We start from the raw sequence: 21,331 nt of genomic DNA on the forward strand, positions 1-21,331 counted from the left end.
TCGAAACGTTATGGGAAGTTTGCGTGGCGTTCCCCGGATTGGTCGGGACGTTCGCGCACGTCGCATACCCTCGAAGTACGCACCGGGGGGTGCCAGCGAAGCAGTGATGTCGATCGGCTCCGGCCGATCGCGGCGGGGGTGAGAGTATGCGGTTGTTCAGCGTAGGCGCAGGAACACCTGCTGAACGCGCCCCGCAGGAGCATGAGGACCACCCCTCCGCACCCATCCCGATCGTCGGTCCCGGCGTCGGGGAGTCCATCCGCGCCGCCCTCGGCGAGACCGGGTACGAGACGTTCCCGCTCATGCTCGGTGCCGCGGAGTTCGGATGGAACGTCGATCTCGAGACCAGCCACGGCATCCTCGACCGCTACGTGGAGTTCGGCGGCAACGCCATCCATACCGCAGACGGGTTCTCCGGCGGTCGGAGTGAGCACATCCTCGGACAGTGGCTGCGGTCGCGGGACCAGCGCGAGCGCGTGGTCCTGAGCGTGCGCATCGGCGCGCACGCCGACAACCCCGGTCTGGGCTCGGTCAACCTCGTCCGTGCGGTCGAGGGCTCGCTCACCCGGCTCGGCGTCGAGCGCATCGACGTGCTGTACCTGGATGCCACGTTGGATGCGACCACCAACCTCGAGGACACCCTGGCCACGGTCGAGTGGCTCATCGAGGCGGGGAAGATCGGGGCGCTCGGCGCGTACGGCTTCACTCCGGAGAGGCTCGTCGAGGCGCGCATCCTCGCGTCCGCGGGATACCCCAGGATCACGGTGATCGACACACCGTACAACCTCGTGCGTCGGCAGCCGTTCGAGGGCGATCTGCGGCTCGTCGCCGGCGCTCAGAACCTCGCCGTGACGCCGTCCCATGCGCTGGAGCACGGGTTCCTGTCGGGCCGTCATCGGACCAAGGCGATCGCCTCGCGTGGCGTCCGCGGCGAACAGCTGCGGGGTCACCTCAACCGCCGCGGGACCAAGGTGCTGCGGGCGCTCGATCAGGTGGCCGCGGAATTGGCCGTCCCCGTGGCGGCCGTCTCCATCGCGTGGCTGCTCGCGCAGCGTACGGTCGCCGCGCCGATCGTGAACACGTTCGCGACCGACCACGTCGACGAGCTCATGCAGGGCGCTGGTGTCACGTTGTCCCGGGTGCAGGTTGCCGACCTCACCCGCGCGGGCGCCTGAGCGTGCGTCGCCCGTGACATAGGGTGGAAGAGGAAGACCGGCGGATGCTGGCGATGAGGCGAGCGAGCGAGTTGTGACGCACTACATATATCTGGTCAGACACGGTGAACATCAGGATGCCGAGCACGGCCTCGCCGACGGACCCCTGTCGCCGCGCGGCCAGCGGCAGGCGGAGCTCATCGCGGACCGCCTGTCCGGCCTCCCGCTCGACGCCGTGTGGCATTCGCCGCTCCTCCGCGCCGCGGAGACGGCGCGTGCCATCGCCGGCCGGCTCCCGTCCGTGGATCCGGAGCCGTCCGCCCTGCTCTTCGACTGCGTGCCGACGGGGATGACGGAGGAGACGCCGGCGGTGTTCGAGCCCTTCTTCGGTTCTGTGACCGAGGCGGAGATCGAGGCGGGCCGCGCGCAGATGTCGGATGCTGTCAACGAGTTCCTCGTGCGGAAGACCGGCGACGTGCACGAGGTGCTCATCACTCACAACTTCGTGATCTCGTGGTTCGTGCGGGAGGTCCTCGCCGCGCCGGATTGGCGCTGGATGACTCTCAACCAGTCACATTGCGGTCTGACGGTGATCGCCCAGAAGCAGGGACGGCCGTGGACCCTGCTCACGCACAACGACACCGGCCATCTTCCGATGGAGCTGCGGACGGGCATCCCGGACGCGCTGCTGGTGTGATCGACGCCTCCGCGTGCCGCGACCTCCGCCCGACGCCCGGAAATAGACTGGACGCATGACCACGAAGGTAGCCCTCGTCGGCGGGACCGGAAAGCTCGGAACGATCATCGGCGCCGTGATCGCTGAGCTGGACGGCTTCGAGGTGAGCCGCGTCCTGACGTCGGCGAGCGACCTCTCGGAGCTCGCGGGTGCCGACCTCGTGATCGACGCTTCCACACCGCAGGTCAGCATCGACGTAGTGCGCACGGCGGTGGATCACGGTCTCAACATCCTCGTCGCCACCTCCGGCTGGTCGGCGGAGCGGATCGCCCTCGTCCGGCCGCTCGTCGAGGCCGCCGACACCGGGGCGGTCTTCATCCCGAACTTCTCCCTCGGCTCGGTTCTCGGCTCGGCCCTCGCCGCGGCCGCCGCACCCTACTTCGGTTCGGCGGAGATCGTCGAGGCGCACCGGGAGACCAAGGTCGACTCGCCGAGCGGGACGGCCGTCCGCACCGCGGAGCTCATCGCCGCCGCGCGTGCGACCCAGGGTCCGGTGAGTGCGCCGCATGCGGATCAGCGCGCCCGAGGACAGCAGGTCGGCAGCGTGCCCATCCACTCGCTCCGCCGTCCAGGGGTGATCGCCAAGCAGGAGGTCATCCTGTCCGGTCCGGGGGAGTCGCTGACCTTCACGCATGACACCACCGACCCGGCCCTGGCGTATGCGCCGGGGATCCGCCTGGCCGTGCCCTATGCGGCCACCGCCACCGGCGTCGTGGTCGGCCTGGAGAACATGCTCGACATCGGCCTCCGCTCGTGATGTCGCGGATCGGGGTCGGGCTGATGGCTGCGGCCCTCCTGCTCTACCTCGTCGTGGCGGGCTGGCTGGCCGTCATGTTCCTCGCCGTGGGGACGCCCGTCTCCATCGGGATGGGCATCACGCTCCTCGTGCTCGCACCTGTGGGTGGGTGGGCGCTGGTGCGTGAGATGCTCTTCGGGTTCGGTGCCGACCGCCTGGGCCGGCTGCTCGACGCCGAGGGCGGCATGCCGCCGGTCGAGACCGAGCTGACGCCCAGCGGACGCATCGCCCGCAAGGATGCGGACGCGCTCGTCGCGCGGTACACGGCGGAGGCGGAGGCGGCGCCCACCGACTGGCGGGCGCGCTATCGCCTCGGCGTCGTGCAGGACGCGGCCGGACGCCGCAAGGACGCCAGGGCGAGCATTCGGCGGGCGATCAGCCTGTCCCGCGCCTGACGTCGGACGGGTTCAGGCCAGCGTCGCCTCGAGCGTGATCTCGATGCCCGCGAGCGCCTGGGACACCGGGCATCCGGTCTTCGCCCCCTCGGCGATCTCCCGGAACTTCTCGGCGGTCAGACCCGGCACGGTGGCGTTGACGTTGAGGTGGCTGCCGGTGATGCCGACGCCGGGCTTGAACGTCACCGAGGCGCTGGTGTCGACGCGCTCCGGGGGCGTGCCGTTCTCGGCGAGCGCGTGCGAGAGCGCCATGCTGAAGCAGGAGGCATGGGCCGCGGCGATGAGCTCCTCCGGCGTCGTGGTCGTGTCGCTGCCCTCGCTGCGGGACTTCCAGTCGATCGGGAACGTGCCCAGATGCGAGGAGGAGAAGGCGACCGTGCCGGAACCCTCCGTGAGCGATCCGGTCCAGGTCGCGGCGGCTTCACTGGTGACGGGCATGATTCCTCCGGTTCTGACGCCACCGGGGGAGCGGCGTCGCTTGGTGGTCAGCCTACCGAGCGACCGGGCCGTCGGAAACCGGCGTCAGGCGGCGCGGCGCGGTCGTCCGGTGAGCCCGACGCGCTGCAGCAGCAGGTAGAGCTGGCAGCCCAGGCAGAAGGCGAACGCGGCGTTGAGGAAAGCGGCGAGGAACGCCGCGGCGGTCGCGATCGGAAGGGCCCACGGCACGCCGGCGAGGTGGAGCAGGAGGCCAAGCCCCACCACGACGAGGCCGACGCCCTGGGCGAACCGCGGGGGACGGGGGTCCTCCAGCTCGGCGGGTGGCGCGAGGCGCGGACGGACGAGGCGGCGGTAGAGGACGCCCCACGGTGCGGTGGCGGGAGAGACGACGCCCCAGAGGAACAGGAGCGCGATCAGCGTGGCGAGGAGGAAGCCAGGGTCGAGGACGCGCGCGACAGGCCCTGCGGCGGAGACCGCCCAGCCGCCTCCTCCGATGAACGCGAACTCCGACGATGCCGTGAGCGCGAACCAGCGATCGGCGGTCCGCGCGGTGGAGATCCCGATGAGGGCCAGGAACGTCGCGACGGCGAGCAGGACTGCGGTGATCCCGGCGGCGAATCGGGGCCCGCGCGGATCGATTCCGGGGGGAGGGGTCATCATCTGCTCCAGACGGCGGCGAGGGCGTGGGTCAGGCTCTCGCGAGCGGGTATGCCCGCAAACCGGGCCTTGACGCGCCCGGTAGGGTCAAGCACGAAGGTGGTCGGTGTCTGCAGCACACGGTAGCGCGCGGAGAGATCCGGACGGTGCATGAGATCGATCTCGATGTGCGCGAGGCCGGCGTCCCCGGACGCATAGGAGCCCAGAAGACGACGCACCTGGGGGCAGCGGGCGCAGGTCTCCGTGCTGAACTGCACGAGCGTCGCGGTGGCACCCAGCGCCGCGCCCTCCGCATCGGCCGGATCGAACCGCAGATCGCCGCCGTCGCGGCGGCGGCCCTCTCTCCCGCGGAGCACGAGACCGACCACGGTGGCGAGCACCAGAAGCGCTGCCAGGGCGGCGAAAGCGAGCGCGGGGGACATCCCTCGAGGCTAGAGCCGCGGCTGTGGAAGCGTCGCGATGTTTCAGTACGTGACGCGCGGATCGCGTCACGGTCACCGCCTCCGACGGGAGCGGGGCGGGTATCCTGACAACCATGAGCGCCGCTGTCCCGACTCCGTACGAAGACCTGCTCCGCGATGTGCTCGAGACGGGCACGCACAAGAGCGATCGCACCGGGACGGGGACCACGAGCGTGTTCGGTCGCCAGATCCGCTTCGACCTCGCGCAGGGGTTCCCCCTCGTCACCACGAAGCGCGTCCATTTCAAGTCGATCGCGTACGAGCTGCTCTGGTTCCTGCGCGGCGACTCCAACGTCCGCTGGCTGCAGGAGAACGGCGTCTCGATCTGGGACGAGTGGGCGGACGAGGACGGCGACCTCGGCCCGGTGTACGGCGTCCAGTGGCGGTCCTGGCCGACTCCCGACGGCGGCAGCATCGATCAGCTGACCGAGGTCATCGAGCAGATCCGGCGCTCACCCGACTCGCGGCGCCTGCTCGTCTCCGCCTGGAACCCCGCAGACATCCCCGATATGGCCCTCGCGCCGTGCCATGCGCTCTTCCAGTTCTACGTCGCCGACGGAAAGCTCTCCTGCCAGCTCTACCAGCGCAGCGCGGACATGTTCCTCGGCGTCCCCTTCAACATCGCCTCCTACGCGCTGCTGACGATGATGATCGCGCAGCAGGTGGGGCTGGAGCCCGGCGACTTCGTGTGGACCGGCGGGGACTGCCACGTCTACGACAACCACGTCGAGCAGGTGCGCGAGCAGCTCACGCGAGAGGCCTACCCGTACCCGACGCTGCGCTTCGCGCGGAAGCCGGAGTCGATCTTCGACTACCGGTTCGAGGACTTCGTCGTCGAGGACTACCAGCACCACGCACCGATCAGGGCGGCGGTGGCGGTATGACCTGGGTGGGGCTCATCTGGGCCGAGGCCGCCGGCGGCGTGATCGGCGCCGAGGGCGGCATGCCCTGGTACGTGCCGGAGGATCTGGCGCACTTCAAGGAGACCACGCAGGGCGCGCCGGTCGTCATGGGACGCAAGACCTGGGATTCGCTGCCCGAGCGATTCCGCCCCCTGCCCGGTCGCGACAATATCGTCGTGACCCGCCAGCAGGACTGGACCGCGGAGGGCGCCCGCCGTGCGGCCACGGTGTCCGAGGGCGTCCGCGGTCGGGAGAAGGTGTGGATCATCGGCGGCGCGGAGATCTTCCGCCAGGTGATCGCCGATGCCGACCGCCTCGAGGTCACGGAGCTCGACCTCGAGGTCGACGGCGACACCTTCGCTCCGCCGAAGACCGGATGGCGCGTGGTGGATGAGGGGGAGTGGCAGACCTCCCGCACCGGTGTCCGGTATCGCTTCCTGAGGTACGAGCGCTGATGCCCACCGCACTGATCACCGGAGCCAGCGCCGGGCTGGGCGCCGAGTTCGCCCGTCAGCTGGCTCGTCGGCGCGCCGATCTCGTGCTCGTCGCCCGCTCGGAGGAATCGCTGTCCGCTCTCGCGACGGAGCTGCGCGGCGAGTGGGGAGTCGCTGTCGAGGTCCTCCCGGCCGATCTGTCCGAGGAGGCCGGCGTCGAGCGCGTCGCGGCTCGACTCCGCGATCGGGACGACCCGATCGACCTGCTCGTGAACAACGCCGGGTTCGGGTTGCCGTTGCAGTTCGCCGACAACGACATCGAAGACGAGGTGCGGCACCTGCGCGTGCACGTCGAGGCCTCCATGCGCCTGATGCATGCGGCCCTGCAGACCATGCGGAGGCGGGGAGGCAGGATCATCAACGTCGCGTCGGTGGCCGGGTTCATCTCGCGGTCGACGTACTCGGCGTGCAAGGCCTGGCTCATCGACTTCAGCCGATGGGCGAACACGGCCTACGGTCCGGACGGCGTGAGCGTCACGGCGCTCTGCCCCGGTTTCACACACACTTCCTTCCACGAGCGGATGGGCCTCGCGGTCGGCGAGGAGGGCGTGCCGACCTTCCTGTGGCTCGATGCCCGCGATGTCGTTCGCGAAGGGCTCCGCGACGCCGCGCGCGGGAAGTCCGTGTCCATCCCCTCGCTGCGCTACAAGGCCGTCGTGGCCGCGACGAAGGTGCTGCCCCGATCCTTCACTGCGGCTATAGCCCGTCGCGGCCGGGTCTGACGCTTCCGGTCAGCGGAATCGCCCGAGGCGGATCCCGGCGAGAGCGAGCGTGCTGCCGAGGTGCTCCCACCGGTGCGCACGGTACCCGGACTCCTCCCGGAGCTCGCGTTCCGCGGCGGCACGCGGGTCCTCGCCGTCGGTGCCGCCGGCGGGCACCTCGACGGACGGGCCGATCGTGTAGCGATCGACGGTGACCAGGCAGACCCGGTCGTCGGCGTCCATCGCGACGATGAAGACCGCCGGGTTCTTGACCGTCATCACGCCGTAGACGCCCGGGCCGCCCGGCCTGGTGACGTCGTCCTCGCGGACGCGGATCCAGGCGTTCTCGTAGGTCGTGCGTGAGGCGTGCGCGATCCAACCCATCGTGCGAGCCTACGGCCGACGGAGCAGGAGCATGCGGACGCGTCCGCGACAGCGGCATCCGACCCGATACGCTGGACGCATGACGCACTCGGGCAACCCTTTCGGACAGGTTCTCGTCGCGCTCGTCACTCCGATGACGGCCGACGGCGAAGTCGACTGGCCCGCCGTCGAGAAGCACATCGATGACGTGATCACCGCAGGCGCGGACGGCATCGTCGTGACGGGAACGACCGGCGAGACCTCGACCCTGACGGACCCCGAGAAGCTCAAGCTCGTCGAGGTCGGCAAGTCCGTCTCCGCAGGCCGCGCGAAGATCATCACCGGCGGCGGATCGAACGAGACCGCGCACGCCATCGAGCTGTACAAGGCCAGTGAGAAGGCCGGCGCCGACGGCATCATGATCGTCACGCCGTACTACAACAAGCCGACGCAGGCGGGCATCCTCACGCACTTCCGGCTCGTCGCCGACGCCACCGACCTGCCGGTCATCCTGTACGACATCCCCGGGCGGACCGGGGTCCCGATCAAGTACGAGACGATCCTCCGGCTCGCGAAGCACCCGAACATCCTCGCGGTGAAGGATGCCAAGGGCGACTTCTCCGAGGTGAGCCGTGTGCTCAACCAGACCGACCTCATGTACTACTCCGGTGACGACGCGAACGTGCTGCCGCACCTGTCGATCGGGGCGACCGGCCTCATCGGCGTGACGGCGAACGTCGCCGCTGCTCCGTACCGGACCATCATCGATGCGGTGAACCGGGGCGACCTCGCCACCGCGACGGCCGAGCACAAGCGACTGGAGCCGCTCGTCCGGGCGGTCATGACCCACGTCCCCGGAACGGTCGCCGCGAAGTACATCCTGCACGGGCTGGGCCGTATCTCCAGTCCGCGTGTCCGCCTTCCCCTCGTCGGCCCGGAGGAGTGGGAGGCCGCCCTCATCGAGGACGAGCTCGATCTCGTCAGCGGCGTGCCGGGGGCGGACTTCTCGAACTTCCGGCCCGACCGCAACGCGGCCGCGGGCGGCGCCCTGCCGAAGGTGCACGGCACGACGCGCTGAGCCGCGTCACCATGAACGAACGGACGCGTGGAGTGTCCGACTGAGGAGACAGCATGTCCATTCCCCTGGCCGAACCGTCCGCTCTCGACGAAGGGACGCTCCGGGTCATCCCGATCGGCGGCCTGGGGGAGATCGGTCGCAACATGACCGTGTTCGAGTACGCGGGCAAGATCCTGATCGTGGACTGCGGGGTCCTCTTCCCGGAGGAGCACCAGCCGGGCGTCGACCTCATCCTCCCCGATTTCGAACCCATCCGCGATCGTCTCGACGACATCGTGGGCGTGGTGCTGACACACGGGCACGAAGACCACATCGGGGCCGTTCCCTACCTGCTGCGGCTGAAGAGCGACATCCCGCTGATCGGCTCCGGACTCACGCTCGCCCTCGTCGAGGCGAAGCTGAAGGAGCACCGCATCAAGGCCTTCACCCTGACGGTGAAGGAAGGTCAGCAGGAGAAGGTCGGACCGTTCGACCTCGAGTTCGTCGCGGTGAACCATTCCATCCCGGACGCGCTGGCCGTCGCGATCCGCACCCCCGCGGGCATGGCCCTCGCCACCGGCGACTTCAAGATGGACCAGCTGCCGCTGGACGGCCGCATCACCGATCTGCGCGCGTTCTCGCGCCTGGGGGAGGAGGGGGTCGACCTCTTCCTCGTCGACTCCACGAACGCCGACGTGCCCGGCTTCACGCCCACGGAGCGCTCCATCGGCCCTGTCCTCGACCAGGTCATCGGCAAGGCTCCGCGGCGGGTGATCGTCGCAAGCTTCTCCAGCCACGTGCACCGCGTGCAGCAGGTCATCGACGCCGCGCACGCGCACGGACGTCGGGTGGCGTTCCTCGGCCGCAGCATGGTCCGCAACATGACGATCGCGGAGCAGCTCGGCTACCTCAAGGTCCCGGCGGGGGTGCTGATCGACTTCAAGAAGGCGCGCGACCTCCCGGACGAGCAGATCGTCTACATGTCGACCGGTTCGCAGGGGGAGCCGATGGCCGTGCTGAGCCGCATGGCCAACATGGACCACGCCATCGAGGTGAGCGAGGGCGACACGGTCATCCTAGCGTCGAGCCTCATCCCGGGCAACGAGAACGCCGTCTACCGCGTCATCGACGGGCTCACGAAGCTGGGCGCGAACGTCGTGCACAAGGCCAACGCGCGGGTGCACGTGTCGGGGCACGCCGCGGCCGGCGAGCTGCTCTACTGCTACAACATCCTCCAGCCGAAGAACGTCCTCCCTGTCCACGGGGAGTACCGGCACCTGATCGCCAACGCCAAGCTCGCCCAGGACACCGGGATCCCCGAGCAGAACACGATCATCGCCTCCAACGGCACCGTGATCGACCTGAAGGATGGTGTCGCCCGGGTGGCCGGGCAGCTCGACCTCGGGTTCGTCTACGTCGACGGCTCGACCGTCGGCGAGATCACCGATGCCGACCTCAAGGACCGCCGCATCCTCGGTGAGGAGGGGTTCATCTCGGTCATCGTCGTGGTGGACGCCGCCACCGGGCGCATCATCTCCGGTCCGGAGATCCATGCCCGCGGTGTCGCCGAGGACGACGCGGTCTTCGACGACGTCGCACCGAAGATCGTCGCCGCCCTGAAGGAGGCGTCCGGCAACGGCGTGCGCGACACGCACGCGCTGTCGCAGGTGGTGCGTCGCACGATCGGCCGCTGGGTGAACCAGAAGCTGCGCCGTCGTCCGATGATCGTCCCTCTCGTCATCGAGGCCTGACCCTCGGATCACGGCGCGCCCTCGCGCGCCGTGATCGTCGAGTTCCGCGTGGTGACGCGGAGATGTCGGTCTCGGGTCGTACCGTGGAGGCATGGCCAGGAGCAGCACCAAGACCGAGCGCGCCTCGACGAGCGCCCCGTCGCGCCCCAAGCGGCAGGCGGCTCCGAAGGCGCAGCCCGCTCCGAAGAAGTACATCGACGAGGCGGACAAGCCGCCCATCGCCGCGCGCGCCTGGAACGGGCTCGCGCACGGCGTCGGCGGACTATTCCGGGCCTTCGGGCCCGAGACGCTGCAGAAGGACGACCGCAGAGACGGCTTCCCGTTCCTGCTGGTGATCCTGGCGGCGCTCGGCGCCGTCAACGAGTGGTTCTTCATCGGCAACCAGGTCGCGGCGAACATCAGCGCCTACTCGGTGGGGCTCTTCGTCGGCCGGGTGGCCTTCATCATGCCGGTGCTGCTGCTCCTTCTGGCGGGATGGCTGTTCCGGCACCCGTCGTCCGTGCACGACAACGGGCGCATCGGCATCGGCTTCGGGATGTTCGTGCTCGCTCTGGCGGGCATCTTCCACGTCGCCGGCCCTCGTCCCCACCCGAACCAGGGCATGCCCGCGCTGAGCGAGTCGGGCGGTCTGCTCGGGTGGCTCGTGGGGCAGCCACTGACGTACCTGACCGACATCCCGGCCTACATCATCCTCGGGCTCCTCGCCGCCCTCAGCATCCTCATCCTCACGAAGACCCCGCCGAACCGCATCGGTGCGCGCCTGGGAGACCTCTACGCGTGGATGTTCGACGCCGAGCGCCCGCAGAAGCCGGCGAAGGACACCGCGGACGCGGTCGACGAGGCCGATAAGGTCGACGATCCGGACGTGCTGCCCTGGTGGCGGCGCAACAAGACCGGTCGCGAGGAAGACCCCGACGAGGGGACCCTCGCCTCGGACGACATCACCGCGCTGCTGTCCACGAGCGAGGCCACCCCGGCGTACGACCAGGCCGTCACGGTGGCGAACCCCTACGACGCGGCGACCGAGGTGCTCAGCGACGTCCGCTCGGTGACCGACGCGCTCGCAGAGCAGCAGACGACTGCGCTCCTGGACGACGAGTCCGACACCGGCGAGATGCCGGAGCTCCCCGGACTCGACGGCTTCGGCACGGAGGGGCCCGGCGACCGCGGCCCGCAGGCGCCGGTGGCCCCGTACATCCTTCCGTCGCCCGGCGTGCTGTCCGAGGGACCGCCCTCGGTCGCGCGGTCCGAGGCGAACGACCGGATCGTCGAGCAGATCACGAGCGTCCTCGACCAGTTCAAGGTCGACGCCAAGGTCACCGGCTTCTCCCGCGGCCCGACGGTCACGCAGTACGAGGTCGAGGTCGGCCACGGCGTCAAGGTCGAGAAGATCCTCCAGCTCAGCAATAACTTCGCCTACGCCGTCGCCTCCAACGACGTCCGCATCCTCTCGCCGATCCCCGGCAAGAGCGCGATCGGCATCGAGATCCCGAACACCGACCGCGAGACGGTCGCTCTCGGCGACGTGCTGCGGTCGGCCGCCGCGCAGAAGAGCACGCACCCGCTCACGATCGGCGTCGGCAAGGATGTCGGCGGCAACTTCGTCGTCGCCAACCTCGCGAAGATGCCGCACCTCCTGGTCGCCGGTTCCACCGGCTCCGGTAAGTCCAGCTTCGTGAACTCGATGATCACGAGCCTGCTCATGCGGGCGCGCCCGTCCGACGTGCGCATGGTCCTCATCGACCCGAAGCGCGTCGAGCTGACCAGCTACGCCGGTGTTCCGCACCTGATCACCCCCATCATCACGAACCCGAAGAAGGCGGCCGAGGCGCTGCAGTGGGTCGTGAAGGAGATGGACATGCGGTACGACGACCTCGCGTCGTTCGGCTTCCGCCACATCGACGACTTCAACCGGGCCGTGCGTGCGGGCGAGGTGGAGGTGCCTCCGGGAAGCGAACGGGTGCTCAAGCCGTACCCGTACCTCCTCGTCGTGGTCGACGAGCTCGCGGACCTCATGATGGTCGCCCCGCGCGACGTCGAGGACTCGATCGTCCGCATCACGCAGCTCGCTCGCGCCTCCGGCATCCACCTGGTTCTCGCCACGCAGCGCCCGAGCGTCGACGTCGTCACCGGCCTCATCAAGGCGAACGTGCCGTCCCGTCTCGCGTTCGCTGTCACGAGCGTCACCGACAGCCGGGTGATCCTCGACAGTCCCGGCGCCGACAAGCTCATCGGCCAGGGTGACGCGCTCTTCTCGCCCATGGGCTCGTCGAAGCCGTTCCGACTGCAGGGTGCGTGGGTCGACGAGAAGGAGATCGACGCGGTCGTCAAGCACGTCACGCGTCAGGCGCGTCCCGAGTACCGTGCCGACGTCCAGGAGGCGATGGAGCCGGCGAAGAAGAAGGAGGTCGACGAGGACATCGGCGACGACCTCGAGCTCCTGCTCGCGGCCGCCGAGCTCATCGTCTCCTCGCAATTCGGATCCACTTCCATGCTGCAGCGCAAGCTGCGGGTCGGCTTCGCCAAGGCCGGACGCCTGATGGATCTCCTCGAGTCGCGTGAGGTCGTCGGCCCTTCGGAGGGCTCGAAGGCGCGCGATGTGCTCGCGACCCCCGAGCAGCTGCCGCAGGTCATGGCGAAGCTCCGCGGAGAAGACGTCCCGTCGGCTCCGTCGGCTCCGGCGGCTCCGGCTGCGCCCGCGGCCGCGGCGGTGCCTGCCGAACGTGATCCGTTGGAGGCGCAGTACGACGGCCTGCCGGTCGTCGAAGCGGAAGGCGACGAAGACGCCTGGGGCCTGACGGGACGCGACTGATGGCGATCCCTCGGCAGCTCCCCAACGCCATCACGGTGGCGCGCATCCCGCTCGCCGTCGTGTTCTTCGTCCTCCTGCTCCTCGGCGGGACGTACGGCCTCGCCGATCTCACCGTGCGCTGGATCGCCGCCGTCCTCTTCATCGTCGCCATCTCGACCGACTGGGTCGATGGCTACCTCGCGCGTCGATACGACATCGTCAGCGACTTCGGAAAGCTGTGGGACCCGATCGCGGACAAGCTCCTCACCGGCGCGGGATTCGTGGGGCTCGCGATCCTGGACGAGGTCTCCTGGTGGATCGTGGTGATCATCCTCGTCCGCGAGTGGGGGATCACCATCCATCGGCTGGTCGTCGCGAGCGAGCACGTTGTCGCGGCCGCCTGGATGGGCAAGATCAAGACGGCCTTCCAGGGCGTCGCCCTCGGCTGGGCTCTCCTGCCGCTGCACGTGTTCATCGGGCTCGGCCCGTGGACGGTCGTGACGACCGTCCTCATGGTGATCGTGCTCGTGCTCACCGTCGTCAGCGGGATCGACTACATCGTCGCGCAGGTGCGCGGCGCGCGTCAGAGCCGATGAGCGGCACGACGCCAGCCGAGGCTCTGGAAGCTCTGCGTGAGCGAGGCTGGACCCTCGGTGTCGCGGAGTCGCTCACCGGCGGTGCGGTGTGCGCGGCGCTCGTCGCGATTCCCGGCGCCTCCGCGGTGCTCCTCGGCGGCGTCGTCGCCTACGCCACCCCCGTCAAGCACACGCTGCTCGGCGTCGACACCGACCTGCTGGAGCGATACGGGCCGGTGTATCCGGAGGTCGCGCGGCAGATGGCTGCCGGAGTGCGCGGCGCCGTCGCGGTGGATGGTCTCCCCGCCGATGTCGGGGTGTCCACCACGGGGATCGCGGGCCCGGAGTCCCCGGATGGGCAGCCCGTGGGCACCGTCCACATCGGCGTGATCACCCCGACAGTGAGCCGGACCCGACCGTTCCACTTCGAGGGGGACCGCGAGGCGGTGCGAGCGCAGACGGTCGCGGCGGTCCTCGATGTGCTGGCCGCGGCGCTGCGGGAATAGCGACCCGCCGCGTCATGTTGATACGGATGTGCTCACATTTAAGCCACAGAGTGCAAGGGTAGATTCTGTGCAAGCCAGGAGGACTAGACTGGCCGTCTCTTCGAGGGAGACCTCGATTCATGAACTGCGGAGGAGGTTCCGATGATTCTTGTACGACAGGAGATCGGCGACGTGCTGAGGGACTTCCGTCTGCAGAAGGGGCGGACGCTCCGGCAGGTCGCGAGCAAGGCGTCCGTCGCCCTCGGCTATCTCAGTGAGGTCGAGCGCGGACAGAAGGAGGCATCGAGTGAGATCCTCGCTTCGGTCGCAGAGGCGCTCGACGTCCCCATCTCCACGATCATGCGCGAGGTCGGGGACCGCATCTCGGTGCTCGAAGGCATTCAGGTCTTCCCCGACGTGGTCCCGGACGACCTGGTCGCCTCCGTGGAGCCCGAGCTCTCGCTCCGCTGACACTCGGAGATCACCCTTATGCGACGCAGTGAGTTCCTGCGCGCCGTCGACGCCGAGTTCCATGCCCGAGCCTCTTCTCTGGTGAATGACCTCGTGCTCTCCGGCATGGGGGGACGAACGGCGCTCGAGGCTCTCGAAGCCGGGGTGCCTCCGCGCGATATCTGGCTCGCGCTCTGCGCCGACATGGACGTCCCCGAATCCCGTCGCCACGGCGTGGGGCGTCTGGAGCCGCGCGGCCGGTGACGGCGGCTTCCCGGGTGTGCGGAAGTCCGACACGCCCAACCGGCGTGTTGTCGAAAATCTGTTCGAACCAGGCGTAGTCTTCTGCACAAGTGGTCAGACGGTTCTGATCCCCACGATCCCCGGCTCCTCGACGCAATGTCGGAGGCCCGCCGTACCGTGAGGTCCAGGCTGAAAAGCCATACGCCTTGTCGGAGAGTTCCTTCCGCCGGAAGAGCCGCGACAGCCTACAGGCGGCAGCACACGCGCAGAAGGAGCACACCATGCCATCACCCGCCGACCGCGAGAAGTCCCTCGAGACCGCCCTCGCCCAGATCGACCGCCAGTTCGGAAAGGGCTCGGTCATGCGGCTGGGCAGCGATGAGCGTGCCCCTGTGGCCGTTATCCCCACCGGCTCCATCGCCCTCGACGTCGCCCTCGGCGTGGGAGGCCTGCCGCGTGGCCGCATCGTCGAGATCTACGGCCCGGAGTCCTCCGGTAAGACGACGCTGACGCTGCATGCCATCGCCAACGCCCAGCGGGCCGGCGGCATCGCGGCGTTCATCGATGCCGAGCACGCGCTCGACCCCGACTACGCCGCGAAGCTCGGCGTCGACATCGACGCTCTTCTCGTCTCCCAGCCCGACACGGGTGAGCAGGCGCTCGAGATCGCCGACATGCTCGTGCGTTCCGGAGCCATCGACCTCATAGTCGTGGACTCGGTGGCGGCCCTGGTGCCGCGTGCCGAGATCGAGGGTGAGATGGGCGACTCCCACGTGGGTCTCCAGGCCCGCCTCATGTCGCAGGCGCTGCGCAAGCTCACCGGTGGGCTGAACCAGACCAACACCACGATGATCTTCATCAACCAGCTGCGCGAGAAGATCGGCGTGTTCTTCGGCTCGCCCGAGACCACCGCCGGTGGTAAGGCGCTGAAGTTCTACGCCTCCGTGCGTATGGACATCCGCCGCATCGAGACGCTCAAGGACGGCACGGACGCGGTAGGTAACCGCACCCGCGTCAAGATCGTCAAGAATAAGATGGCCCCGCCGTTCAAGCAGGCGGAGTTCGACATCCTCTACGGCGTCGGTATCTCCCGCGAGGGCAGCCTGATCGACTTCGGTGTCGAGCACGGGATCGTCAAGAAGTCCGGATCCTGGTACACCTACGACGGCGATCAGCTGGGCCAGGGCAAGGAGAACGCGCGAACGTTCCTGCTCAACAACGCCGACATCGCCTTGGCGATCGAGAGTCAGATCAAGCAGAAGCTCGGTATCGGCGGCCCGGCCGCGGCTCCGGGTGCTGATGAGCTGGCTGAGCGTCGCCCGGCCTGATGAGTGATCAGCGTGGGGGCGATTCCGAGCGGATCGCCCCCATCATCCCTCTCTTCGGCGGAGCTGCGCGCACCGAGCGTCCGGCTGATAGCGGGGCAGACGACCCGTCGTCCGCTCGGCCTGTGCGGTCTGGGTCGCAGGCGGACGCTGCGGGACTCTGGCGCTCGACGTGGCACGAGCCCGCGCCCGCAGGGTCATCGTCGGCTGACGATGGTTCCCCCAGCGCCCGGCACCCCGCTCGTGGTGCCTCGACGCGAGCCGCTTCCGGGGGCGGGAAGACCACCAGGTTGCGCGCCGTCGGCGGCGTGTCCCGAGCGACAGAAGAGGGAACGGACGCAGAGAGCGACGCGTCGGCGGAGGAGATCCGAACGACGGCGGAGGAGTCGTTGGTGCGGAAGCTGCGAACGCGGTCGCTGTCGATCTCCGAGGCCCGGCTGGTGTTGAAGGGACACGGACTCGCCACGGACGCCATCGACGACGTGATCGACGACTTCGTACGGCGGGGTTACCTCGACGACGCCGTGCTCGCGGAGCTCCTCGTGACGTCCGGTGTCGAACGCAAGGGGCAGGGCCGGGTCGCCCTCTCCCGAGCGCTGTCGCAGCGGGGCATCCCCCGTGAGGTCATCGACGCGGCTCTCGACGAGCTTCCCGACGACGACGCCGAGCGGGCGCTGGAGTTCGCCCGGACCAAGGCCCGCTCCATGGGACGTCTCGATCCGGACGCGGCGCTTCGCCGATTGGTCGGACAGCTGGCTCGCCGCGGGTACGGGGGAGCGGTCGCCATGAACGCGGCGAAGACGGCGCTGCGGGAAGCCTCGTTCGGCGGGGGCCCCTCCGGCGTCCGGTTCGTGGATTCCGACTGACGGTTCGCACGCGATCGGCTCTCGGTGACGCTCGTACAATGGGAGCATCATGACTATCCCCCGCAGCGAACCGACGATCATCAGCGCGTCGTCGGCGGCCGTCGACGACGACGGGCGCCAGCGATCCTACGAAGTGCGCACCTTCGGCTGCCAGATGAACGTCCACGACTCCGAGCGTCTGTCCGGATCCCTGGAGAGCGCCGGCTACATCCGCGCTGAGGCCGGAGCCGAAGCCGACGTGGTGATCATCAACACCTGCGCCGTCCGAGACAACGCCGCCGGGAAGCTGTACGGCACCCTCGGGCACCTGGCCGCCGTCAAGCGCCGCAAGGCCGGGATGCAGATCGCCGTCGGCGGCTGCCTAGCGCAGATGGACAAGCAGGCCGTGCTTGACAAGGCTCCCTGGGTCGACGTGGTCTTCGGCACGCACAACATGGGGTCCTTGCCCGGTCTCCTGGAGCGCGCGCGCCACAACGGCGATGCCGAGCTCGAGATCCTCGAGTCCCTCGAGGTGTTCCCGTCGACCCTCCCCACCAAGCGCGACTCCGCGCACAGCGGCTGGGTGTCGATCTCCGTCGGCTGCAACAACACCTGCACCTTCTGCATCGTCCCGAGCCTCCGGGGCAAGGAGAAGGACCGTCGGCCGGGAGACATCCTCAACGAGATCCGCCTGCTGGTGGAAGACGGCGCCATCGAGGTGACGCTCCTCGGGCAGAACGTGAACTCGTACGGGGTGGAGTTCGGCGACCGTCAGGCGTTCGGCAAGCTCCTCCGTGCCGCCGGCGAGATCGAGGGCCTCGAGCGCATCCGCTTCACGAGCCCGCATCCCGCCGCCTTCACGGACGACGTGATCGACGCGATGGCGGAGACGCCCGCCGTCATGCCGCAGCTCCACATGCCGCTGCAGTCGGGGAGCGACCGGATCCTCAAGGCGATGCGCCGTTCCTACCGCAGCGAGCGCTTCCTGGGCATCCTCGACCGCGTCCGCGAGCGCATCCCGCATGCGGCCATCACGACCGACATCATCGTCGGCTTCCCCGGCGAGACCGAGGAGGATTTCGAGGAGACGATGCGCGTCGTCGAGCTGTCGCGCTTCTCCGGCGCCTTCACCTTCCAGTACTCGATCCGTGAAGGGACCCCGGCGGCGACCATGCCCGACCAGGTGCCCAAGGAGGTCGTGCAGGCGCGCTACGACCGGCTGATCGCGCTCCAGGAGCGCATCTCGCTCGAGGAGAACCAGAAGCAGGTCGGCCGTGAGGTCGAGGTTCTCGTGTCCACGGGCGAAGGCAAGAAGGACACGGAGACGCGTCGCCTCACCGGGCGGGCGCAGGACAACCGGCTCGTGCACTTCGAGGTCACTCCCGGGTCGGAGCTGCCGCGGCCGGGTGACGTCGTCACGGTGACGGTGACGCACGCCGCGCCGTTCCACCTCCTCGCCGACGACCCGACGGGTGCCCCGCTCCGCATCCGCCGGACGCGCGGTGGCGACGCCTGGGATCGGGGACAGGCCGAGTCGTGCGCCGTGCCGGCACCGAGCGACGGCGCTCCGCGCGCTGTCTCCCTCGGCCTGCCGACCCTCCGCGTCGGAGTGTGACCGCGCCTCGGCTCTGGGCCGTCGTCGGCGCGACCGGCACGGGGAAGAGCGATCTGGCGCTCGATCTCGCCGGGGAGCTCCGGCGGAGCGGCAACCCGGCGGAGATCGTCAACGCCGATGCCATGCAGCTCTACCGCGGCATGGACATCGGCACCGCGAAGCTGTCGGTCGCCGAACGTCGCGGCATTCCGCACCACCTCTTCGACGCGCGAGAGGTGACGCAGGACGCCGCCGTGGCCTGGTATCAGCCTCTTGCACGAAAGGCTGTGCAGCGGATCCACGCGGCAGGCGGCGACGCGATCCTCGTCGGCGGATCAGGACTCTACGTCTCGAGCGTCGTCTACGAGTTTCACTTTCCGCCTCGGGACCCCGCCATCCGCGCGCGTCTGGAGGAGGAACTGGATCGTGATGGTGTCGAGTCGCTGCTCCAGCGGCTGCGTGTGCGCGATCCGGAGGCCGCGGCGCGCGTGGACCCGCGCAACGGGCGACGCGTGGTCCGGGCCCTCGAAGTCGTCGAGCAGGGGAGTGCGACGCACGGAGCGGCACTGCCAGAGAGACCCACACTCTGGTATCCGCACACGCGTCTGATCGGGCTGCACGTGGATCGGGGCGAGCTCGTCGCCCGCCTCGATGCGCGCGTGCGTCGGATGTGGGAGCACGGCCTGGTGGCCGAGGTCGCCGGGCTGCGGGACCGCGGTCTGGAGCGGGGGACGACAGCCCCGCGGGCGATCGGATACGCGCAGGCGCTCGCACAGCTGGACGGACGCTCCACCGCCGAGGAGGCGATCGCCGAGACGCAGGCGCTCACGCGGCGCTACGCACGTCGGCAGGTGTCGTGGTTCAAGCGCTACCCGGAGCTGGAGTGGGTGACGCCACCCGTGGCCGTCGCCGACCTGTTGCGGGACTGACCGCGATGTCGGTGGCCCGTGCGAGCATGCGCGTATGGCCACTCACTACTTCACCGCGTCCAGCCTGGACGGCTTCATCGCCACTGCCGAGCATTCCCTGGACTGGCTGCTGAGCCAGGACATCGACATGGAGGGCCCGATGGCGTACCCCGCCTTCGAGAAGAGCATCGGTGCGCTCGTGATGGGGGCATCCACGTTCGAGTGGGTCATGCGCCACGAGGAGGGCCGCTGGACGTACACGCAGCCTACGTGGGTGCTGTCGCATCGTGATCTCACGGTGCCGGAGGGGGCCGATGTCCGGGTGACGAGTGCCGACATCCGCGACGTGCACGCGGCGATGCTCGACGCCGCGGGTGGCAAGGATCTCTGGGTGGTCGGTGGGGGAGACCTCGCCGGGCAGTTCGCCGACGCGGGGCTGCTGGACGAGGTCTGGGTGCAGTACGCACCGGTGACCCTCGGCAGCGGGGCCCCGCTGTTGCCGCGGCGACTCGATCTGGAACTGATCGAGGTGGCCCGCAACCGCAGCTTCCTCTGCGGGCGCTATCGCGTCGCAGGAGCCGCTGCTGGGCCTTCGGCTCCCTAGACTGGTCGCATGGTCGCATTCACCAAGGGGCACGGTACCGGCAACGATTTCATCATCATCGCCGACCCCGATGGCGGGCTGGAGCTGACCGCGGAGCAGGTCGCGGTGCTTTGCGATCGGCATTTCGGGATCGGCGCCGACGGGGTGCTGCGCGTCGTGCGATCCTCCGCTATCCCGGAGGGTGCAGCGGCCCTGGCAGAAGAGCCGGATGCCGAATGGTTCATGGACTACCGCAACGCGGACGGTTCCGTGGCCGAGATGTGCGGCAACGGGATCCGCGTCTTCGCCCACTACCTCGTCCGCTCCGGTCTCGCGGCGATCGAGCCCGGCAGCACGCTTCCGATCGGCACCCGAGCGGGGATCCGTGACGTCACGCGCAGCGTGAGCGGCTATCAGGTCGACCTCGGCGCGTGGAAGCTGTCGGGAGACGACCCGCTGGTGCGCGCGGACGGGCTGACCGTCACCCGTCCGGGCCTGGGGATCGACGTCGGGAATCCGCACGTCGTGGTGGCGCTCGCGTCCGACGCGGAGCTCGGCCTCCTCGAACTCACCCGCACGCCCGAGCTGGAGCCGGCTCCGCCCGCGGGAGCCAACGTCGAGTTCGTGGTGCCCGGTGAGCCCCTCGTGCGCGACGGCATCGGGCACGTGCGGATGCGTGTGTTCGAGCGCGGGGTCGGAGAGACGCTGAGCTGCGGAACGGGCGTCGCCGCCACGGCTCTCGCTGTGCGCTACTGGGCCGGCGCTCAAGCCCCGGACAACTGGCAGGTCGAGGTTCCGGGCGGCACACTGGGCGTCCGCATGTTCCCCGCCGAAGACGGGGAGCACGTCGCGCTGTCCGGGCCGGCGCAGCTCGTCTATCAGGGCGAAGTCGATCTCGCCTGAGGCCGCCGAGCGGCGGACCTCTCAGACGACGTCGATCGGCTCCGTGGGGGTCGTTCCGTGCTTTCGCACCTTGAGGATGCGGTAGCCCTTGCCGGTCGCCGTCCGGAAGACGCTGAAGCCGGGCTGGAAGGTCGCCGCGATCCAGCGCTGCAGGGAGTCGGCGCCGAGGTTCCGCTGCACGACGAGCCACGCATCGCTGCGCTCGTCGAGCCTCGGGATCCACTTCTCCAGCAGACCGTGCAGCTCGTTCTTCCCGACCCTGATCGGAGGGTTGGACCGGATCGTGCGAAACGTGACATCGGCGGGAACATCCTCGGGCAGTGCCGCGTTGACATTGGTGAGGCCGAGGGCGGCGGCGTTGCGACGCACGAGGTCCAGAGCCCGCTCATTCACATCGACCGCCCAGACGGTCGCGTGCGGTGCGGCCAACGCCATCGACAGGGAGATGGGCCCCCACCCGCTGCCGAGGTCGAGAAGATGACCTCCGGGAGGAACGGGAGGCATGTTGGCGAGAAGCACTGCGGTGCCGGCGTCGAGTCGATCAGGGCTGAAGACACCACCCGCGGTGGTCACTTCGAGCTCACGTCCTGCCAGGGATACGCGGATCTTGCGCAGGTTCTCGGGGCTAGCCGGGGCCGCAGTGAAGTAGTGGTCGGACCCCATACGGTGAGCGTACCGGACGGCGCGGGCTAAGGTTAAGGCTCGCGAGGAAACCAGAGACAGG

Annotated in this window: 25 protein-coding genes; 20 read left to right on the forward strand and 5 right to left on the reverse strand. The window is 69.2% G+C overall.

Translation table 11 applies throughout. The features are described from left to right. The first annotated feature begins 146 nt into the window (after positions 1–146). The 4 genes from BK819_RS06520 to BK819_RS06535 all read left to right on the forward strand — a co-directional run bounded on the left by BK819_RS06520 (position 147) and on the right by BK819_RS06535 (position 3,081). Positions 147–1,175, forward strand: a complete 1,029-nt coding sequence (locus BK819_RS06520) for an aldo/keto reductase (protein ID WP_071328420.1) — start codon at positions 147–149, stop codon at positions 1,173–1,175. A gap of 73 nt (positions 1,176–1,248) precedes the next feature. Continuing rightward, a complete protein-coding gene (locus tag BK819_RS06525; RefSeq protein WP_025103212.1) occupies positions 1,249–1,851 on the forward strand; it encodes a histidine phosphatase family protein in 603 nt (200 codons plus the stop codon). A gap of 55 nt (positions 1,852–1,906) precedes the next feature. Then, on the forward strand, positions 1,907–2,647 hold the full coding sequence (dapB, locus tag BK819_RS06530; RefSeq protein ID WP_071328421.1) for a 4-hydroxy-tetrahydrodipicolinate reductase: 741 nt from the start codon (positions 1,907–1,909) through the stop codon (positions 2,645–2,647). 23 nt (positions 2,648–2,670) lie between these two features. After that, a complete protein-coding gene (locus BK819_RS06535; RefSeq protein ID WP_371259820.1) occupies positions 2,671–3,081 on the forward strand; it encodes a hypothetical protein in 411 nt (136 codons plus the stop codon). A gap of 12 nt (positions 3,082–3,093) precedes the next feature. Here BK819_RS06535 and BK819_RS06540 read toward each other — a convergent pair whose 3' ends face one another. From BK819_RS06540 to BK819_RS06550, 3 genes are all read right to left on the reverse strand, one after another. After that, the gene (locus tag BK819_RS06540; protein WP_071328423.1) at positions 3,094–3,519 is read right to left on the reverse strand and encodes an OsmC family peroxiredoxin; all 426 of its coding nucleotides are present in this window, start codon (positions 3,517–3,519) and stop codon (positions 3,094–3,096) included. A gap of 84 nt (positions 3,520–3,603) precedes the next feature. Continuing rightward, positions 3,604–4,176: a DUF4395 family protein gene (locus BK819_RS06545; protein WP_071328424.1), complete on the reverse strand. Its 573-nt coding sequence runs from the start codon at positions 4,174–4,176 to the stop codon at positions 3,604–3,606. Next, a complete protein-coding gene (locus BK819_RS06550; RefSeq protein ID WP_071328425.1) occupies positions 4,176–4,598 on the reverse strand; it encodes a thioredoxin family protein in 423 nt (140 codons plus the stop codon). Before BK819_RS06550 ends, BK819_RS06545 begins: the two co-directional genes overlap by 1 nt. Before the next feature lie 113 nt (positions 4,599–4,711). Between BK819_RS06550 and BK819_RS06555 the strand changes: the two genes are divergently transcribed. The 3 genes from BK819_RS06555 to BK819_RS06565 are packed head-to-tail and all read left to right on the forward strand — an operon-like array spanning position 4,712 to position 6,755. Next, positions 4,712–5,521, forward strand: coding sequence for a thymidylate synthase (locus BK819_RS06555; RefSeq protein WP_071328426.1), 810 nt, complete (start codon positions 4,712–4,714; stop codon positions 5,519–5,521). Beyond that, a complete protein-coding gene (locus tag BK819_RS06560; protein ID WP_071328427.1) occupies positions 5,518–5,994 on the forward strand; it encodes a dihydrofolate reductase in 477 nt (158 codons plus the stop codon). The genes BK819_RS06555 and BK819_RS06560 overlap by 4 nt, the downstream gene beginning before the upstream one ends. Continuing rightward, on the forward strand, positions 5,994–6,755 hold the full coding sequence (locus tag BK819_RS06565) for an SDR family oxidoreductase (RefSeq protein WP_071328428.1): 762 nt from the start codon (positions 5,994–5,996) through the stop codon (positions 6,753–6,755). Before BK819_RS06560 ends, BK819_RS06565 begins: the two co-directional genes overlap by 1 nt. Positions 6,756–6,764: 9 nt before the next feature. On the opposite strand, the gene BK819_RS06570 is transcribed toward BK819_RS06565, so the two are convergent. Further along, positions 6,765–7,118 (reverse strand): NUDIX domain-containing protein, encoded by a 354-nt coding sequence (locus BK819_RS06570; protein ID WP_071328429.1) that lies wholly within the window; start codon positions 7,116–7,118, stop codon positions 6,765–6,767. Positions 7,119–7,197: 79 nt separating this feature from the next. Between BK819_RS06570 and dapA the strand changes: the two genes are divergently transcribed. From dapA to dapF, 13 genes are all read left to right on the forward strand, one after another. Further along, entirely contained in the window at positions 7,198–8,175 is a 978-nt protein-coding gene (gene dapA / locus BK819_RS06575; RefSeq protein WP_071328430.1) for a 4-hydroxy-tetrahydrodipicolinate synthase, read from the forward strand. Positions 8,176–8,228: 53 nt separating this feature from the next. Further along, positions 8,229–9,905, forward strand: a complete 1,677-nt coding sequence (locus tag BK819_RS06580; RefSeq protein ID WP_071328431.1) for a ribonuclease J — start codon at positions 8,229–8,231, stop codon at positions 9,903–9,905. Positions 9,906–9,996: 91 nt separating this feature from the next. Further along, entirely contained in the window at positions 9,997–12,717 is a 2,721-nt protein-coding gene (locus BK819_RS06585; protein ID WP_071328432.1) for a DNA translocase FtsK, read from the forward strand. Beyond that, the gene (pgsA, locus tag BK819_RS06590) at positions 12,717–13,292 is read left to right on the forward strand and encodes a CDP-diacylglycerol--glycerol-3-phosphate 3-phosphatidyltransferase (protein ID WP_071328433.1); all 576 of its coding nucleotides are present in this window, start codon (positions 12,717–12,719) and stop codon (positions 13,290–13,292) included. The genes BK819_RS06585 and pgsA overlap by 1 nt, the downstream gene beginning before the upstream one ends. Then, positions 13,289–13,777, forward strand: coding sequence for a CinA family protein (locus tag BK819_RS06595; protein WP_071328434.1), 489 nt, complete (start codon positions 13,289–13,291; stop codon positions 13,775–13,777). The genes pgsA and BK819_RS06595 overlap by 4 nt, the downstream gene beginning before the upstream one ends. Positions 13,778–13,918: 141 nt before the next feature. Then, on the forward strand, positions 13,919–14,227 hold the full coding sequence (locus BK819_RS06600; protein WP_025103227.1) for a helix-turn-helix domain-containing protein: 309 nt from the start codon (positions 13,919–13,921) through the stop codon (positions 14,225–14,227). 18 nt (positions 14,228–14,245) lie between these two features. After that, positions 14,246–14,470 carry a DUF3046 domain-containing protein gene (locus tag BK819_RS06605; protein WP_060921072.1) on the forward strand — a complete coding sequence of 75 codons (225 nt, stop codon included), beginning with the start codon at positions 14,246–14,248 and terminating at the stop codon, positions 14,468–14,470. Positions 14,471–14,730: 260 nt separating this feature from the next. Beyond that, positions 14,731–15,777, forward strand: a complete 1,047-nt coding sequence (gene recA / locus BK819_RS06610) for a recombinase RecA (protein ID WP_025103229.1) — start codon at positions 14,731–14,733, stop codon at positions 15,775–15,777. A 389-nt stretch (positions 15,778–16,166) separates the two neighbouring features. Then, positions 16,167–16,640 carry a regulatory protein RecX gene (locus BK819_RS16970; protein WP_256209408.1) on the forward strand — a complete coding sequence of 158 codons (474 nt, stop codon included), beginning with the start codon at positions 16,167–16,169 and terminating at the stop codon, positions 16,638–16,640. A 49-nt stretch (positions 16,641–16,689) separates the two neighbouring features. Further along, the gene (miaB, locus tag BK819_RS06620) at positions 16,690–18,234 is read left to right on the forward strand and encodes a tRNA (N6-isopentenyl adenosine(37)-C2)-methylthiotransferase MiaB (RefSeq protein WP_071328436.1); all 1,545 of its coding nucleotides are present in this window, start codon (positions 16,690–16,692) and stop codon (positions 18,232–18,234) included. Continuing rightward, the gene (gene miaA / locus BK819_RS06625; RefSeq protein ID WP_071328437.1) at positions 18,231–19,142 is read left to right on the forward strand and encodes a tRNA (adenosine(37)-N6)-dimethylallyltransferase MiaA; all 912 of its coding nucleotides are present in this window, start codon (positions 18,231–18,233) and stop codon (positions 19,140–19,142) included. Before miaB ends, miaA begins: the two co-directional genes overlap by 4 nt. Before the next feature lie 34 nt (positions 19,143–19,176). After that, positions 19,177–19,725, forward strand: a complete 549-nt coding sequence (locus BK819_RS06630; protein WP_071328438.1) for a dihydrofolate reductase family protein — start codon at positions 19,177–19,179, stop codon at positions 19,723–19,725. 9 nt (positions 19,726–19,734) lie between these two features. Beyond that, complete coding sequence (dapF, locus tag BK819_RS06635) at positions 19,735–20,607, forward strand: diaminopimelate epimerase (RefSeq protein WP_071328439.1); 873 nt, start codon at positions 19,735–19,737, stop codon at positions 20,605–20,607. A gap of 21 nt (positions 20,608–20,628) precedes the next feature. Here dapF and BK819_RS06640 read toward each other — a convergent pair whose 3' ends face one another. Beyond that, complete coding sequence (locus BK819_RS06640) at positions 20,629–21,270, reverse strand: class I SAM-dependent methyltransferase (protein WP_071328440.1); 642 nt, start codon at positions 21,268–21,270, stop codon at positions 20,629–20,631. Positions 21,271–21,331 lie beyond the last annotated feature (61 nt).

It is taken from the genome of Microbacterium sp. LCT-H2 (genome assembly GCF_001866135.1).
In the GTDB taxonomy this organism is placed as follows: Bacteria; Actinomycetota; Actinomycetes; order Actinomycetales; family Microbacteriaceae; genus Microbacterium.